At 47.3% G+C, this 16,991-nt stretch carries 13 protein-coding genes and 1 riboswitch; of the genes, 9 read left to right on the plus strand and 4 right to left on the minus strand.

Translation table 11 applies throughout. The features are described 5' to 3' along the window. Window positions 1–100 precede the first annotated feature (100 nt). Together I2G61_RS06645 and I2G61_RS06650 are read left to right on the plus strand one after the other, a co-directional pair. Window positions 101–931, plus strand: coding sequence for an undecaprenyl-diphosphate phosphatase (locus I2G61_RS06645; RefSeq protein WP_072685047.1), 831 nt, complete (start codon window positions 101–103; stop codon window positions 929–931). Between the two features lie 74 nt (window positions 932–1,005). Then, the gene (locus I2G61_RS06650; RefSeq protein ID WP_072684677.1) at window positions 1,006–2,208 is read left to right on the plus strand and encodes a cytochrome c biogenesis protein/redoxin; all 1,203 of its coding nucleotides are present in this window, start codon (window positions 1,006–1,008) and stop codon (window positions 2,206–2,208) included. Window positions 2,209–2,759: 551 nt separating this feature from the next. Here the strand turns inward: I2G61_RS06650 and I2G61_RS06655 are convergent. Further along, entirely contained in the window at window positions 2,760–3,545 is a 786-nt protein-coding gene (locus tag I2G61_RS06655) for a copper homeostasis protein CutC (RefSeq protein ID WP_072685048.1), read from the minus strand. 231 nt (window positions 3,546–3,776) lie between these two features. Beyond that, window positions 3,777–3,877, plus strand: a riboswitch (purine riboswitch). A 61-nt stretch (window positions 3,878–3,938) separates the two neighbouring features. On the opposite strand from I2G61_RS06655, the gene I2G61_RS06660 reads away from it, so the two are divergent. The 7 genes from I2G61_RS06660 (at window position 3,939) to I2G61_RS06695 (ending at window position 15,194) form a co-directional block, all read left to right on the plus strand. Continuing rightward, window positions 3,939–5,252: an NCS2 family permease gene (locus I2G61_RS06660; protein ID WP_072684679.1), complete on the plus strand. Its 1,314-nt coding sequence runs from the start codon at window positions 3,939–3,941 to the stop codon at window positions 5,250–5,252. 123 nt (window positions 5,253–5,375) lie between these two features. After that, the gene (guaA, locus tag I2G61_RS06665) at window positions 5,376–6,917 is read left to right on the plus strand and encodes a glutamine-hydrolyzing GMP synthase (protein WP_072684680.1); all 1,542 of its coding nucleotides are present in this window, start codon (window positions 5,376–5,378) and stop codon (window positions 6,915–6,917) included. Window positions 6,918–7,766: 849 nt separating this feature from the next. Further along, window positions 7,767–9,143, plus strand: a complete 1,377-nt coding sequence (locus I2G61_RS06675) for an ATP-binding protein (RefSeq protein WP_072684681.1) — start codon at window positions 7,767–7,769, stop codon at window positions 9,141–9,143. A 634-nt stretch (window positions 9,144–9,777) separates the two neighbouring features. Further along, entirely contained in the window at window positions 9,778–12,330 is a 2,553-nt protein-coding gene (locus tag I2G61_RS06680; protein WP_200798796.1) for an ATP-binding cassette domain-containing protein, read from the plus strand. 551 nt (window positions 12,331–12,881) lie between these two features. After that, window positions 12,882–14,042, plus strand: coding sequence for a DUF349 domain-containing protein (locus I2G61_RS06685; protein WP_072684682.1), 1,161 nt, complete (start codon window positions 12,882–12,884; stop codon window positions 14,040–14,042). Window positions 14,043–14,238: 196 nt separating this feature from the next. Then, window positions 14,239–14,727: a pyridoxamine 5'-phosphate oxidase family protein gene (locus I2G61_RS06690; protein WP_072684683.1), complete on the plus strand. Its 489-nt coding sequence runs from the start codon at window positions 14,239–14,241 to the stop codon at window positions 14,725–14,727. 314 nt (window positions 14,728–15,041) lie between these two features. Further along, complete coding sequence (locus I2G61_RS06695; protein ID WP_195397017.1) at window positions 15,042–15,194, plus strand: hypothetical protein; 153 nt, start codon at window positions 15,042–15,044, stop codon at window positions 15,192–15,194. Window positions 15,195–15,358: 164 nt separating this feature from the next. On the opposite strand, the gene I2G61_RS06700 is transcribed toward I2G61_RS06695, so the two are convergent. The 3 genes from I2G61_RS06700 to I2G61_RS06710 all read right to left on the minus strand — a co-directional run bounded on the left by I2G61_RS06700 (window position 15,359) and on the right by I2G61_RS06710 (window position 16,896). Further along, window positions 15,359–15,817 (minus strand): pyridoxamine 5'-phosphate oxidase family protein, encoded by a 459-nt coding sequence (locus I2G61_RS06700; RefSeq protein ID WP_072684684.1) that lies wholly within the window; start codon window positions 15,815–15,817, stop codon window positions 15,359–15,361. A gap of 4 nt (window positions 15,818–15,821) precedes the next feature. Further along, entirely contained in the window at window positions 15,822–16,283 is a 462-nt protein-coding gene (locus tag I2G61_RS06705) for a MarR family winged helix-turn-helix transcriptional regulator (RefSeq protein WP_159432797.1), read from the minus strand. A gap of 133 nt (window positions 16,284–16,416) precedes the next feature. Further along, window positions 16,417–16,896: a peptidoglycan-binding protein gene (locus I2G61_RS06710; protein WP_072684685.1), complete on the minus strand. Its 480-nt coding sequence runs from the start codon at window positions 16,894–16,896 to the stop codon at window positions 16,417–16,419. Window positions 16,897–16,991: the final 95 nt, after the last annotated feature.

Raw genomic sequence — 16,991 nt, forward strand, 5'->3', positions numbered from 1 at the left:
AAAGCGTCGGAAAAGGTAGAGTCCGTGGCATTTCAATGGTATAATAACGAAGACTGTCTGCTAAGATGTTAACAGTGAAGGAGTGAATTCCGTGAATCTGATGATAGAGATGTTGAAGGCAATCCTATTGGGGATTGTCCAGGGGATTACCGAATGGCTGCCGATCAGCAGCACCGGACACATGATTCTGGTTAATGAGCTGATGCCGCTGACCGTGCTGGCGGATGCGGCCGCGAATAAAGAATTTGTCGATATGTTTATGGTCGTCATCCAGTTTGGGTCCATTCTGGCGGTCCTGCTGCTGTATTTCCATAAACTGAATCCGTTTTCTCCACGTAAGAACGCTTACGAAAAACGCAGTACGATTGATCTGTGGCTGAAAGTGATCGTCGCGGTGGTGCCGGCAGGCATCATCGGCGTGCTGTTCGACGATCTGATCGACGCATATTTCTACAATCCGGTCACGGTAGCCTCGATGTTAATCATTTACGGCGTGGCGTTTCTGGCGATTGAAAGCCGGCATCGCCGCCCAAGCGTGACTTCGTTTGAAAAGATGAGCTACAAGACGGCGCTGGCAATCGGTGTTTTCCAGGTCTTGGCCTTGATCCCGGGAACCTCCCGTTCCGGTGCAACGATTTTAGGCGCGGTGCTGCTGGGCTGCTCGCGCGGGATTGCGGCTGAGTTCTCGTTCTTCCTGGCGGTTCCGGTGATGTTCGGGGCCAGCCTGCTGAAGCTGATCAAAATGAAAATCGCGTTCTCTCTGGCGACGGCTTCGGTGCTGATCGTCGGCATGATCGCCGCGTTCATCGTTTCCGTGTTTGCGATCCGCTTTTTAATGGGGTATATCCGCAAGCACGACTTCAAGGCGTTCGGCGTGTATCGGATCGCCTTGGGAATTTTGGTATTCGCTTACTTTTTCTTCATGAAGTAAGAGTTCAATAAGGGGGAAATGCTGCGAAGGCATTTTCCTTTATTTTATTGAGAGTAAAAGAAAGGATTTGATGTATGAATAATCAAGCATGGCTTGTACTGACGGAGGGGTTCCTGTCGTTTTTCTCCCCCTGCGTTCTGCCGATTTTACCTGTCTACATGGCGTATCTGAGTCAGGATGCGCTGAAAAAGGATTTAACAGGCTGGCGGAAACGATTGCATATCTTTGGCTTTACGCTGGCGTTTGTGCTCGGCATCTGCACGGTATTCTTCATCGCGGCGATGTCGGCGAAGGGATTGAGCGGCTGGTTAAATGAGAACCGGTTGTTAATCTCGCTGCTGGGCGGGATTCTCATCGTTTTCTTTGGTCTGGTGCAGTTAGGCTGGATTCAGATTCCGTTTCTGATGCGGGAATTCCGGTTTACACAGAAGCAGGCTGGAAAAGAGGCCGGCAGCCTGCTTCAGGCTTACGCGATGGGGTTCTTATTCAGCTTTGCGTGGACGCCCTGCATCGGACCGATGCTTTCCTCAGTGCTGGTCGCCGCGGCGGCTTCATCCAGCAGCACGCTGCTGATCTTCTGTTACGGTCTGGGTTTCGTCGTTCCATTTTTAATCCTGGGATTATTTACGGAGGAAGCGCTGAACTGGCTGCAGAAGAAAAAGAGCTGGCTGCCGAAAGCGATGAAGCTGGGCGGAATTTTGTTGATCGTGATGGGCCTGTGGATGAGCGTTCCGGCGGTGGGGGCGATTTCCGAACAACTGCGCCGACAGCCGGCGAACTCAACGGCGGCTTCCAGCCAACCGCAGCCGACGGCGACCCCGTCCGTGGATGAAAACGGCCGCGAGATCATTCCGGCCTATGATTTCACCTTGACGGATCAGTATGGCAATACCCATACGCTTTCAGACTATAAAGGGAAGATTGTGATGCTGCAATTTTTTGCCACCTGGTGTACTTATTGCAAGGCGGAATTGCCTTCGGTGCAGGAGTTGTATGAAGAATTACCAGACGATCTGGTCATTCTGGTCGTCAATCAGCCGGGCGGAAGGGAAACCGACAAGCAGGGCGTCATCGACTTCCTGAATAAAAACGGATATACGTTCCCGACAGTCTTTGATGAGGACGGACAGGTCAATTATAACTATGGCGTGACCGGACTGCCGACGACGTATCTGATCAATACGGAAGGCAATGTATATGGCTATATGCCGGGGGCCATGGATAAGCAGACGATGCTGCAAATCATTGATATGGCGCGCAACAACGAAGCATATTGAGCGTGAGATTGAGCGAATTTTCAAAGGTCGGCAGTCGGGAAACGGGGAAGCGGCTGCTTGCTGAGGCCGTGAACTCAGGACGGATTTGCCGCAGATTTGAAAAGAGATAGAAAAGGAAACAGAAAAGGTAAATTTCAGAAATTGAAGTTTATCTTTTTTTTCATAGAAGTTGAATGGGATTGCAAACTGCAGAAGAAATGAAAAACAGGGCTAAAAATAAAAAAGTCGGAGCCACCGACTTTTCCAGGAATCAGGGTCTGCGAAAGGAAGCGCAGGACCCACGGGTTAAGTAAAATGAAAGAGAGGAAAAAGAGGAAACTGTTCATAAGGTTAAATTCATTTTACTTAGATCTAAACAGGAATTTGATCAGGACCATCAAGTTTCTGTTTATGGTTAGTAGTTTAAACTGGTTGGTAAAGATTGTCAAGCAATTTTCAACTTTGATTGTAAAAATTTCATCATTCATGAAAATAGTTTCTTTCGTGAAACTTACAAATAAGGAATGCATGACAATGTATTGAAAACTTCGGGACGCCAAGAAAGAACGGGATCATCCCGGAAACAGGGTAACGAGGGGATCTGGCTCTGCTTCGTCAAAGCTCCGGATTTGTTCCATGATCTTTTTCAGATTCATTTCCCCAACGGCCAGATATTCCAGCCCGGAGCGATCGCCGGCAGTATGATAATGGCCGGTGGATTCGTCGATCATCGTATTTTTGGCTGTCAGATGAATTTGTCCGGTATGCGCGAGCTTGAGAACCTGCCGGGCATTGTATTCCCGCACTCCGCCCCCAGGCAGAATCTGAATCTGATCGCCATAGAGATCCTGCAGGCGGCCTAATTCTTTGCAGCCTTCCACGATATTCGGATAGACTGCGCCGCCGCTGGTCAGCACACGTGTGATGCCGCAGCGGATCAGAGTCTTCAGCGAGTCTTCCATATTTTCTGTGCTGTCGTAAGCTTTGTGGAAAATGGCTTCCTTGCCCCGGGCAGCCTTAACCATTTGACAGGTCCGGTCTTCGTTAATGCTGCCATCCTCATTCAGAAAGCCGAAAACCAGACCGTCGGCGCCATGATCCATAAAGATCTCAGCATCCTTCAGCATAGCCTGAAACTGCGGCTCAGTATAATCGAAGCCGGCGCCCCGCGGCCGGATCATCACGCAGATCGGCAGGCTGACCCGACGTTTCGCTTCCAGGAATGTACCCAGCGACGGTGTCAGGCCACCCAGCTCCAGCGCGTGGTTCAATTCGATCCGATCTGCCCCCAGCTTTTCCGCCAGCAGGCAGTCGTCGACGCTGCCGCAGCAGACCTCGACAATAATGTGTTTTTTCATAACGATCTCCTTCCTTGAAATGACCTGGTTACCACCATGGATCATTTCCGGTGATTTGATTTCATTGTAGCCTTCATGTTTGGAAAGTGCAATCAGAAGTGATGCCGGAGATGGCATTTCCCCTTTTGATTTCGATTTTGTTTCCAATCCGGAATGTTTTCTTTCTTGATTTCCGTAGAAAATCGTTAAAACGCAGGAAAACACTGGTCACTGTCAGGAACCTCTGCTATAATGACAAACGTAAAAGTTCACCGTATATTCCTGAGGATCGGGCACAGGAGTTTCTACATGGCGGCCGTAACCGTCATTCTACGATGGAAGCCTTTCTTCATGCTTCTGTCCTCGGGAAGCTTTTTCTTTTACGGCGAAGCTTTTTAGAAAGTAAGGGGAATTATGTTAGAAAAGTTATTTAAGCTGTCTTCTCACAAAACGACGGTCAAAACGGAAATATTGGCCGGTCTGACCACCTTCTTAGCCATGGCGTATATTCTGGCGGTTAATCCGGGTATGCTGGGGGCCACGGGCATGCCGGTACAGTCCGTCTTCCTGGCGACGGCGATTGCGTCTGGCATCGCCTCCATTCTGATGGGTGTGCTGGCGAACTATCCGGTTTCCTTAGCTCCGGGCATGGGCGTCAATGCGTTCTTCACTTATACCGTCTGCATGCAGTTCGGCTACAGCTGGCAGGCGGCTCTGGCCGCGGTCTTTGTTTCTGGAATAATCTTCATCGTTATTTCGGTCACAGGCTTGCGTAAAATGATCATCAACGCAATTCCGCAGCAGCTGAAACTGGCCATCGGCGCGGGCATCGGCTTCTTCATCGCGTTTATCGGCTTGAAGAATGCCGGCATCATCGTCGCCAATGAATCGACGTTCGTCGCTTTGGGAAAACTGACGGATCCGGTGGTTCTGCTTGCGATCTTCGGGTTGGCGCTGACGCTGATCCTGTTGGCAAAGAAAGTCACGGCGGCCGTGTTCTGGGGCTTGATCGGCACCGCGGTGGTCGGGGTCATCGCGGGATTGTGCGGAGTAGCGAATATGCCGCAGCTGCCGACGGCGATCATGCAGTTCAACTTTGAAATGCCGACGCTGGGTGCGTTTATGAGCGGCTTCGGCGAACTGTTTTCACATAAGGATTTCATCGTCGTCATCTTCTCCTTCCTGTTTGTTGACTTCTTTGATACGGCGGGAACGCTGGTTGCAGTGGCAAACCGGGCAGGGTTGGTCAATGAAAAAGGTGAACTGGAAAATATTGAAAAAGCACTGCTTTCGGACTCCGTCGGCACCTGTGTGGGCGCTGTCTTGGGGACTTCGACGGTAACGTCGTTTGTAGAATCGACCTCGGGTGTTGAGGTAGGCGGACGGACGGGCTTAACCGCGGTGACGACCGGCGTTCTGTTCTTGTTGTCGATTGTCTTCTTCCCGCTGCTTTCCGTCGTGACCAGCGCGGTTACGGCGCCGGCTCTGATCGTCGTCGGAATTCTGATGGCGCAGCAGCTGGGCGGCATCGAATGGGATAACTTCATCTTCGCGTCGACCGGCTTCATGGCGATCATTATGATGATTCTGTGCTATTCGATTTCCGACGGTATCGCGTTAGGGTTTATCACCTATGGCGCGGTGATGCTGGGCAGCGGCAAGGCGAAGGAAGTCCGGCCGATTATCTGGATTCTGGATATCGTCTTTATCCTGTATTTCATCATCTGATTCATCCATCATTTTCTGTGGTAATCCGCCACTTTCGATGGTAAAATAAACAAAGGAAAAAGTGAATTAGAATACTCGTTATTTTAATTCACTTTTCAATTCCAAAACAAAGGAGGCAACACGATGGCTGATAAAATTATCGTTCTCGATTTCGGCAGTCAATATAACCAGCTGATCGCCCGGCGGATCCGGGAGTTCGGCGTCTACAGTGAGCTGCATCCCAATACGATGACGCTGGCGGAGATCCAGGCCCTGGGGGATGTGAAAGGCATTATTTTCAGCGGCGGACCGAACAGCGTCTATGATGAGAATGCGTTCAAATGTGATCCGGCAATCTTTACGAGCGGTCTGCCGATTCTGGGAATTTGTTACGGCATGCAGATGACGCATTTCATGAACGGCGGCGACGTGCGTTCGTGCAACAGTAAGGAATATGGGCGGACTGAGATTGAGATTGAATCGGATTCTCTGTTGTTCAAGGGGCTGCCAAAGAAGCAGACCGTCTGGATGAGCCATGGCGATCAGGTGTCCAGGCTGGCTCCGGGGTTTGTGAAGGACGCTTCCAGCTCTACTTGTGAATTTGCTTCGACGAGCAATCCGGAAAAGCGGATATATACGGTACAATTCCATCCGGAAGTGCGGCACAGCGAATATGGCAACGAGATGCTGAAAAACTTTGTATTTGAAATCTGCCATGCGCAAAATAACTGGTCAATGCACAATTACATCGACATGCAGATTGAGAAGATCCGCGCTCAGGTCGGTTCGGACAAGGTTCTGCTGGCCTTATCGGGCGGGGTGGATTCCTCTGTCGTGGCGGCGTTATTGCACAAGGCGATCGGATCGCAGCTGTATTGCATGTTCATTGATCATGGCCTGCTTCGCAAAGGTGAGGCAGAGAGTGTCATGGAGACGTTCGGTCGGAATATGAAGCTGAATCTGAGGAAGATCGACGCGTCGAAGAAATTTCTGGATAAGCTCAAAGGGGTATCGGATCCGGAACAGAAGCGGAAAATCATTGGCAATGAGTTTGTCTATACGTTTGATGAGGAAGTCAAGAAGCTGGCAGAGGGTGAGAATATCCACTGGCTGGCGCAGGGTACGCTGTATACAGATGTGATCGAAAGTGGTACGCAGACCGCCCAGACGATCAAGTCGCATCACAATGTCGGCGGTCTGCCCAAGGATATGCAGTTCCAGTTGATCGAACCGCTGAACACGTTGTTCAAGGATGAAGTGCGGCAGTTGGGCAAGGAGCTGGGCCTGCCGGACGAAATGGTATGGCGGCAGCCGTTCCCGGGGCCGGGATTGGGAATTCGTGTTTTAGGCGAGATCACGGAAGAAAAATTAATGATGGTTCGTGAATCGGATGCGATTTTGCGCGAAGAAATAGCGAAGGCAGGACTTGAACGGGACATCTGGCAGTATTTCACCGCGCTGACGAATATGAAGTCGGTGGGTGTCATGGGCGATCAGCGGACGTATGATTACGCCATCGCGATCCGGGCGGTCACTTCGATCGACGGGATGACCGCGGATTGGGCACGAATTCCATTTGACGTATTGAGTGTAATTTCCAGTCGGATCGTTAACGAAGTGCCTCATGTCAATCGCGTGCTGCTGGACATCACGTCCAAGCCGCCGGGAACGATCGAATTTGAATGAGTTTATGGACTGAAAAAAACTAGTGTTTATGCCGGATTCAAACAAATTTGTTTAAGTGCTGGCAATGATTTGGCAACATGTGATCCCTACTGATGTAATAATTTCTAAAGAAATAGTATAGAAAAACCTTATTGACTTCCTTTTCCACTTCTGGATATCGAAAATCAGTAAGGTTTTTAATGTTTATTTTTCTTTTTTAGTTCACTCATAAGAAAATCGCTAAGTGTTTTCGAGGAAACTTTTATCCAGTGATGAGAGTTGTCAAGTTCTTATATTTACAGCGCCATTGTTTGTCTTCTTCATTGGTAATTTCGCCTTGATCCAGTTAGATAGTTTTTTTAAAATCTATGAAACAGACAAAAGAAAACGGGTGAAGGAAAATACATGAAAATCCAAAAGCTATGTGATATGCACAACGATACTTCATTATTTTGAATTATGTAAGATGGAGAAAATAGAGACAAAGGATATTATCGCGGAACAGAATGAGTTGCTATCTTATCAAAATGAATTCGGGCAGCCATATTCTGCTACTCATCTTATAATAATACACGGTCAATTAAACTCTATTTTTAATCATGCAGTAAGATTTATCGCTTACTCTCTAATCCGGCGCGGAAGCCTGAGCAATGGGATCAGAGGAATATAAGGAAATGATGTTCTGGACAAAAGAGGAATATCTGAAATTTGCAGATGACATGATGGATAAACCATAATCTTATTATTCGTTTTTCTATGTGGTTAAGTCATTTTCTTGATTGATATAGCTAATTTTCAAATTAAGAAACTGGCTTTATTGAATAAACTTGGATTATAATAAGGGCATATAAAAATAGGATGGATAATTTAATGAATATAAAGCAACTAATTGGTGAGACATCTGAATATGATAAGAAACTTCTTCTTGAAGAAAGAAAGCCTAAAAGTTGGTGTAAAAGTGTTAGTGCTTTTGCAAATTCATTTGGTGGTTTTTTGATTTTTGGGGTTTCTGATGATGATGAAATAGTTGGCTTAGAAAAGCCGGAGAAAGATGCGGAAAAGATTAGCGAAATAATTAAATCAAAGCTCAATCCAATACCTGAATTTAATCTAAGATTTGAAAATACAAATAATCAAACAGTAATCATTTTAGAGGTTTTTAAGGGCTTTGAAACACCCTATTATTATAGTGGGGATGGCGTATTGGAAGCCTATATAAGAGTTGGGAATGAGAGTGTAAAAGCATCTCCGATAGAATTAAAACGTTTAGTGCTTCGTGGGAGAAATTCATCTTTTGATTCACAAGATTCTACATATAAAATTGAAGACTATGCTTTTTCAAAGTTAAGAGAAAGATATAAAAAGTGGACAGGGAATAGTTTTGATGATAAAGATTTGATTTCATTTGGATTAGTTGATTCAAATGGTCAATTAACCAATGCCGGTGCTTTATTTGCGGATGAGAGTCCAATTCGTTGGTCAAGATTATTTTGTACGCGATGGAATGGATTAAATAAGAGTGGCGGTTCTATTGATGCCATTGATGATGCGGAATATGAAGGAAGTATCATTTCCTTAATTGAAAATGGAGAAACTTTTATTAAACGCAATAGTAGATTAATGTGGAGAAAAACTGCGAATTCAAGAGAAGAAATGCCGGAATATGTAGAACGCAGTTACCACGAAGCGTTAATTAACGCATTAGCTCATCGCGATTATTTAATTAATGGAAGTGAAGTTCATATTGATATTTTTGATGATCGGCTGGAAATTTATTCTCCGGGTGGAATGCCAGATGGATCGATAATTCAAGATAGAGACCCATTAACAATACCATCAACACGTAGAAATCCGGTTTTAGCTGATGTGTTAAATCGTTTAGGCTATATGGAAAGAAAAGGGAGTGGTTTTGGTAAAATTATTAACGGGTATGAGTTGCAGATCAATTATGATGACAAGAAAAAACCAATATTTCGTTCTGATCGTTATCAATTTACGGTAATAATGCCAAACCTAAATTATGTTGTCCCTCAGGATGTCCCTCAGAATGTCCCTCAGGATGTCCCTCAGGATAATGTAGAAAAAAGAATACTTCAATTAATACGTGCGAATAATAAAATAAGCACAGAAAAGATGTCAGAGGCAATAGGAGTTAGTTCAAAGACAATTAAACGGCGTATTAAAAATATGCATAATATCAGATTTGTAGGCCATGGTTCTAATGGGTATTGGGAGATTAAAGAGTGATTAAGGTTCAAGGATAATGGGGTAATAAAAAAGACATAAGAGGAGGAAAAAAGAAGGAATCAGAATATTAGTGGTTATTTGTGAGGCTTGTATCATTGAAACTGAAATATCATAAGCGTCTCAACTATAAAGAAAGAACCAACTTTGCGGTAATCAAGGCAGAGGAAGCAGGAGACAATGAAGAGAAGGAAAGGGGAAGAATGGCAACAGATCATAGAGAACTATCGAGCCAGCGACTTAAGTTCCAGCCAGTTCTGTAATCATAAAGGGATCAAATTAAAAACTTTCTACAATCACATCTATAAGCAAAATAAACGTAAAGAAGAACCGCATCACTTCATTTTTGTTTAAGTGGAAGCGGAGTCAGTGAAAACCGAGTTCAGATCCATGGATGGAACTCGCTTGGGACAGCGGATTCCAGATCGAAAGCAGCATCGCATTCTGCGGCTGTGTATTTGACACTTACTCATGATCTATGTAATTACCGTGTTAAACTTCAATCATTATCCGCAAGCCTGGACAGAAACCTTCGCGAAATATCCTGGGAAGCTCAATTTAATGCCTGAGAATTTCGGATAAAATGAGCATTAGAAATGAACTGGTTCATGCCTGGAATCGAACAGGAGGTAGATCAATGGAACAGAGGAAAGCCAGAATGCAGCAAGCGTTACGCATGGAACCTGATTCAGTACCCAATGCGATCCAGGTGCGTGGAGCGCGTGTCCATAATTTAAAGAATATCAATGTCGATATTCCGCTGAATCAAATTGTCGGGATCGCGGGCGTATCAGGTTCCGGCAAATCTTCATTAGCCCTGGGTGTCTTATATGCGGAAGGTTCACGCCGCTATCTTGACGCTCTTTCAACGTATACACGCAGACGGATGACACAGGCTGCCAAGGCGCAGGTTGATGAAGTACTCTATGTTCCTGCCGCGCTGGCATTGCATCAAAGGCCTGCGGTTCCGGGAATCCGCAGTACCTTCGGCACGGGAACTGAACTTTTAAACAGCCTGCGTCTGATGTTTTCCCGGCTTGCCCATCATCGCTGTCCCAACGGACACGTTTGTCCGCCATCGTTAGCCGTTGCCGCGGGACAGGAATTGATCTGTCCGGTGTGCGGGGAACATTTCTTTGCTCCATCCGCAGAGGAGCTGGCCTTTAACAGTCAGGGAGCCTGCCGGAAGTGCGGCGGTACCGGAATCGTCAGGACTGTAGATTTGTCAACGCTGGTTCCCAACGAATCGCTGACGATTGATGAAGGCGCGGTCGTTCCCTGGAATACCCTGATGTGGTCGCTGATGACGGATGTCTGCCGGGCAATGGGCGTCCGGACTGACGTTCCATTCTCGGAATTGACGGCCAAGGAACGTGAGATCGTTTTCTACGGTCCGGCTGAAAAGAAACATATATTTTATAAAGCCAAGAACACCAATCAGGCCTGCGAGATTGATTTTACGTATTTTAACGCTGTTTATACCGTGGAGAACGCGCTTGCCAAAGTGAAAGATGAAAAAGGCATGAAGCGCGTTGAAAAATTTCTGAAGCAGGACAGCTGTCCGGAATGCGGAGGTTCGCGGCTTTCCGTGGCGGCCCGGGCGCCGAAGCTGCGCGGTATTTCGCTGGATGAAGCCTGCCGGATGACCTTATCTCAGTTAACACTCTGGGTTAAGGAGGTTCCGGAATCCCTGCCAATAGAGATGCGGCCAATGGCCTTTGCGATCTGCGAATCCTTTCAGACTGCAGCGAAACGGCTGATGGATTTGGGACTGGGCTATCTGACATTGGACCGGGCGGCGTCAACGTTATCAACTGGCGAACGTCAGCGGATGCAGCTGGCCCGCGCTGTGCGCAACCGCACAACCGGCGTGCTGTATGTTCTGGATGAACCCTCAATCGGGCTGCATCCTTCCAATATCGTGGGACTAACCGGGGTGATGCATGATTTAATTAAGGATGGAAATTCAGTCGTTCTGGTCGATCATGATACGCAGATCCTGAGGGAAGCGGACTGGATTGTGGAAATGGGGCCGGGAGCCGGGGCCGAGGGAGGACAGGTGATCGCCGAAGGACCGCTGAATGAAATTAAAGAAAACGCTCAATCGCAGATCGGACCATTTTTGGCGGGAACCGCCGTTGTTGACGTATGTCGGCGGACAATTTCCGAAGATCTGTTCAAGCTGGGAAAAATCCATCTGTCGACCGCTGCGCTGCATACCGTTAAGCCGTTGGAAGCCGATATCCCAAAAGGCCGGCTGACCGTGGTAACCGGGGTTTCGGGGTCCGGCAAGACGACATTCATTTTGGAAAGTCTAATTCCAGGCCTGGAAGCCCTGATCGGCGGGAAGCCGCTGCCGAACCATGTGCGCTCACTGGAGGCAGGGGATATCAGTCAGGTCAAATTGATCGATGCAACGCCGATCGGCATTAACGTCCGCTCAACGGTCGCCACTTATGCCAATGTTCATGATGAATTACGAAAGGTATATGCGCGGACCCCACAGGCGAAAACGCTGCATTATTCAGCCGGGGATTTTTCTTACAACACCGGCAAGCTTCGCTGTCCCACCTGTGATGGAACAGGCACGATCAGCCTCGACGTGCAATTTTTGCCGGATGTGGAAATTCCCTGTCCGGATTGCAGGGGCTCGCGGTATGCCAAGACGGCGGACTCCATTCGCCGGCAGAATAAAATGGAACACGGGTATGCGCTGCCGGAATTGATGGCGATGGATGTCAAACATGCGCTGAATGCCTGTTCCGATTTAAAAACAGTCAGCCAGCGGCTTCAGACATTGCAGGAGCTGGGACTGGGCTATCTGACTTTGGGCGAAGCGACGCCGAGCTTGTCCGGCGGTGAGGCACAACGGCTGAAGCTCGCGTCAGAAATGGGGCGGCAGCAGGAAAACACGGTCTTCGTCTTCGATGAACCGACGATCGGCCTGCATCCACTGGACGTCCGCACCCTGCTTGTGATCCTTGACCGATTAGTGGAGAAAGGGGCGACGGTAATCGTGATTGAGCACGATCTCGACGTGATTGCCAACGCCGATTATCTGATCGACATGGGACCGGGCGGCGGCGAGGACGGAGGACAGATCGTGGCCGTTGGAACCCCGGAAGCAGTGGCGGCCAATCAGGAAAGTATAACGGGCAAGTATTTGCGGAAACATCTGCAGCCGGAATAAGGCTGGATCAAAAAAATTCTGCCATGATTTATGGGGGGCGGATTGAAGCACAGCTGCCAATGAATATATGGATCAAAGATCGTGGTCAGCAGAAATTTTATTATTATCGAAGCGGGGCTGTCAGGCGCTATTTTTGCGGAAATTGACAGGGAGCGAAGAAACGCTCGAACGATGGCAAATCAGAACTGATTTTCATGCACAAAAGGATATTGGATCATGATTCGTTAAGAATCCAACTTTACAGCGGCTAAACTTTTGCGAGTAAGGAAATGGAAGGCTGGAACACGCGGGTTGATGTGGTATTTCTGTTTATGAAGAAACATTGACGTCAGGATCAGAACTTTGCGGCAGCGCTTGAATGGCTTGGATGAAACGTCGATGAATTTTGGTTTATCAAACCCGGAATGAGGTCTGAGTTCATACTGGAAAAATAATACGAAATTGAATGAACTTCCGGGCAGAACCAATATCATTTTTGTCCTGTTTAATGGTATAATAAACCTATGAACGCAATTTGAAGTCATAGAGCTTGTAATGGAGGGTGAACAACGATGGCAATGGACGACATGAATGAAGTACGGGATTTTGATGAAGATATCAAAGACCGAAAAGCACTTATTGAAGAAGCGAAGCAGCTCGATCTTTCAAAGAACTGGAATGAAATCGCTTCGGCAGTTATGAATTTAAAGAAAAGATGGAAGCGGATTTCGTATTGGGAATCAGCTTATGAAGATGAACTGGCGGATGAATTCGAAAAGATGATCGACGCTTTCTATGCCAAGCGCAACGAAGGATTCCAGAGTATTCAGAAGGCGAAACAGGAGTTGATTGAACGCGCTCAGGAATTGTCAAAGTCGGAAAACTGGAATCAGGCGACAGAGGAAATGAACGAACTGATGCGGCAGTGGAAAGCTTTGGGTTCGGCTGGGAAAGAAACTGACGATCAGCTGTGGGAGTCGTTCAACGAAGCGCGCAATGCGTTCTTTGACCGCAAGCGTCAGAATTGGGAAGAGCGAAAGGCGAAATCCGTGAATGCGCAGCAGGTAAAAAAAGAATTGATCAAAAAGGCGGAAGCGCTGGCGGATTCGGAAGAGTGGCAGAAGACTGGCGATCAGCTCAGAAAGCTGATGGATGAATGGAAAAATGCCGGCTTTGCGGGCAAAGACGTCGACGATCAGCTGTGGAACGAGTTCAATGAGGCACGTCAAAAATTCTATGATCGCCGCAGCGCAGCCTACGCGCAGATTCATGAGCGTCAGCAGCAGGTGGCTGAGAAGAAAAAAGAACTGATCGATCAGGCGATCACGATCGTCGCACAGAAAGAATATAACCGTGAGAATACCGAAAAGATGAAACGGCTGAACGTGCTGTGGAAAGAAGCTGGATCCTGCGGCAAGGAGAAAGAAGACGCATTGTGGAAAGAATTCCGTTCTGCGGCAGATGATTATTTCTCCGGCTTGAAGCAGTTTAACGAACAGAAGCACAACGATTGGATCAAACGGATGCAGGAGGTTCGCAACCGGAAAATGGAATTGATCCAGTCCCAGCAACGTCAGCTGAAATGGATGAAAAACGAACTGCCGACCCTGTTGAGTCAGACGGCGGCGGATGAAATGGCTGAAGATATTAAAGATAAGGAAGACTTTATTCAGGAACTGGAAGCTGATCTTGCGGAAATTAACGAAAAGCTCGGCGTCGGCACTAAAAAATAAATCGTCAGAAGGAAGCTCGCAAAAAGAGCTTCTTTTTGTCATAAGATTGAGCGAGGTGAACAAGGCGAAATAACCGCTGGCAAATCACTTGATGAATGCCGTCGCCTTCTAACCCGAAGCATAAAGATACGGTTGTTCTGTTATCAAGGGAAAGACAGGCGTTTCCAATGTCAGATCGAAAGAGGAGAGTAAAACGATGAAAACAACAATGCGCAGAAAAAATCAGGCTTTAACTGAAGAAGAATGTATTGCCATATTGCAGAATGGGACCTCAGGGGTGCTGGCGACAGCCGGCGAGGACGGGGATTATCCGTATGCCGTACCGCTCAGCTATGTTTATTGGAATTCCCGTCTTTATTTTCATTGTGCCGGAGAAGGGCATAAACTGGAAGCGATTGCCCGCAATCCCCGGGTGTCGTTCTGCGTCGTCGATCAGGATCAGGTTGTTCCGGATAAATATACGACGTATTTCCGCAGTGTGATCGTCTTTGGAAAGGCTCGAATTTTGACTGAAGCTGAAGGGAAGCGGATTGCTCTGGAAAAACTGGCTGAACGATTTTCCCCCGAATATCCAAAAGGACGCAAGGCGGAAATTGATAAATTATTTAACGTCGTAACGATGGTAGAAATTCAGATTGAAGCGATGACGGGAAAAGAAGCGAAGGAACTGCGAAAAATACGATAGCTGCGTATTTTTCAGCGGTGTTGGTGAATTAAGACAATTTCAAAAGGCAGGTAAAATGGAAGAAGTGATGATGAACTATTCTGTTTCTTGTTACATAGAAGAGGCTGACAGGTACACTGTGGGAAAGAGGAAACACCTGATGAAATTCTTTTAAGGAAGAATAAACCATGAAAAACCTTGCGGATATTCTGAGAGACAGCCGATGAGAAACGACAATCTCTTTGAATATTGAAAATAAGTGTTAAATCCGCACACTCAGTAGTTTTTCTTCCAACTCTTGTTAGATTTAAAAAAAATGGATGTGCGGCCTGGATGTGAGAACGCCGGCGGTCAATCAGCTGCATGATGATTTCCTGAAAACTCAGGTCGTCTCTCAGCTGATTACAATAGAAGACTGCCGCAAGTTCCAACCGTTGATCAAGCGTTGGATCGTCAATGTGATCAAGTTTTTTGCACCGTTGATGTAACTGAAATCAAGCGAAGAAATAAAAATGCGCTGGATTCTCACTTTGCCTGTGGGAACTCAGCGCATTTTTTTGATTCAGGATCAAGTCTTCTACCGTCAGACAGAGAAAGTTGCGTTTCAGCGGCAAGATAGCTCCTGGAAATCAATCGAAATATGAAACCAGGATCATTCTTGATCGGAGCTCGCCGATGATTGATCGCTGTCGCTCAGTTTAAAATCTTCCGTCTTTCCTTCACTGTAAAAGCGTCCACAGGCTGCGGTGAATTTTAAGACGCAGTAATCCGGATCGTCGACTCCCAATGGATAATACATCGTGTCCGTCGGCTGCCAGATCGACGCTTTGGCTTCATGATCTGTCAGAACTTCCATCGTTCCTTTTAACTGAATTCCGACGAATTTCTGCTTTCCCTGCTTGTAAAAGTAAACGCTGGCTTTTGGCTGAGTCCGAAAGATCTGAACCTTTTGCGAGGAGGTGTTGGTAGAGAAATAGAATGCGGTGCGGCCGTCAATCCGCCGCGGGGCGAACATTGCTTTCTGACTTGGAAATCCATCCTCGTCAACGCCGGCGACCACGGCAACTTTCTGTGTGCGAATAAAACGGATGATTTCATCTTGATTCATCATGCTCTTAACCCTCATTTCTTTCCTGATTTTGTTCGGCCTGACGCAGTGTTGTCAAGATTCGCCGCAGATAGGCTTCAAACTGATCCTTTTCCGCTTCGCTGAACCCGGTGTAAAAAAGGACGTTCATCCGTTGGGAAACAGCGTCGTATTTCTGCTGGAGTGAAACGGCGTAATCGGTCAGCGTGATCAACGTCTGCCGGCGATTGTCCGGATTGCTTTCCCGCCGCACGATGCCATGCGCGACCATCGTATCAATCATGATCGACACCGTATTTTTAGCCAGGGATGTCCGCTTGCTGATTTCGCTGATCGTACAGGGGGATTGCTTCCACAGGACGAATAAAATCCGGCCCTGACCGCCGCTGATCTTCAATCCTTGCTCGCTTAAAAAGCGTTCAAAGATTCGATCTTGAAGCTGTTTAATCTGCGTGATGTAAAAACCGCCTAGTGTTTCGATGGGGACCACCTCGAGGATTTCAACTATATGTTCTATATAGAACTATAAATATGATAATCCATTCCCAATCTGCCGTCAAGCCTGAATCTGAATGAAAAAGGTCTGGATTCCAGACCTTTTCCCTCCTGTAAAGTTGTTTTGTTTACTGCAGGCGGTTGATGACGCGATCCCAGGTGTTGTTGCCAATGACTCCGTCGACCGTTAAGCCATTGAGAGCCTGGAAGGTTTCCACAGCACGCTTGGTGTTCTGACCGAAGTTGCCGTCGACGACCAGGCGTGGATTGGGAGCGATCAGCTCATTCAGATATTGCTGGAATTTCTGGACACCCAGACCGACGTTGCCGACACGCAGCGTGCGCGTTGATTTGTTGCGCTCCACCGCCGGACTCGGCAGGTTTTTGAATTCCTGGATAATCTTATCCCAGGTCGTCTGTCCAAGAATGCCGTCGACATTCAGGTGATAAACATACTGGAAAACAGCGACCGCAAATTCGGTCTTCTGACCGTAAATGCCGTCCTCCTCCATCGGCGTCAGATTCGGCGCGGCCAGGATCTGGTTGATATAATACTGCATTTTCTTGACGTCGATTCCATTACTTCCCAACTGTAAGGTGTATGCCATTTTGCATTCCTCCTTTCCCTGTATGCTATGCGTTGAAACCGGGGTGGGTTAGGCGGGCAAAGGCGGATGTCAAACCGATTGATGAATTTGTCAGT

It is taken from the genome of Holdemania sp. 1001095H_141210_F2 (assembly GCF_015558105.1).
Taxonomy (GTDB): Bacteria; Bacillota_I; Bacilli_A; order Erysipelotrichales; family Erysipelotrichaceae; genus Holdemania.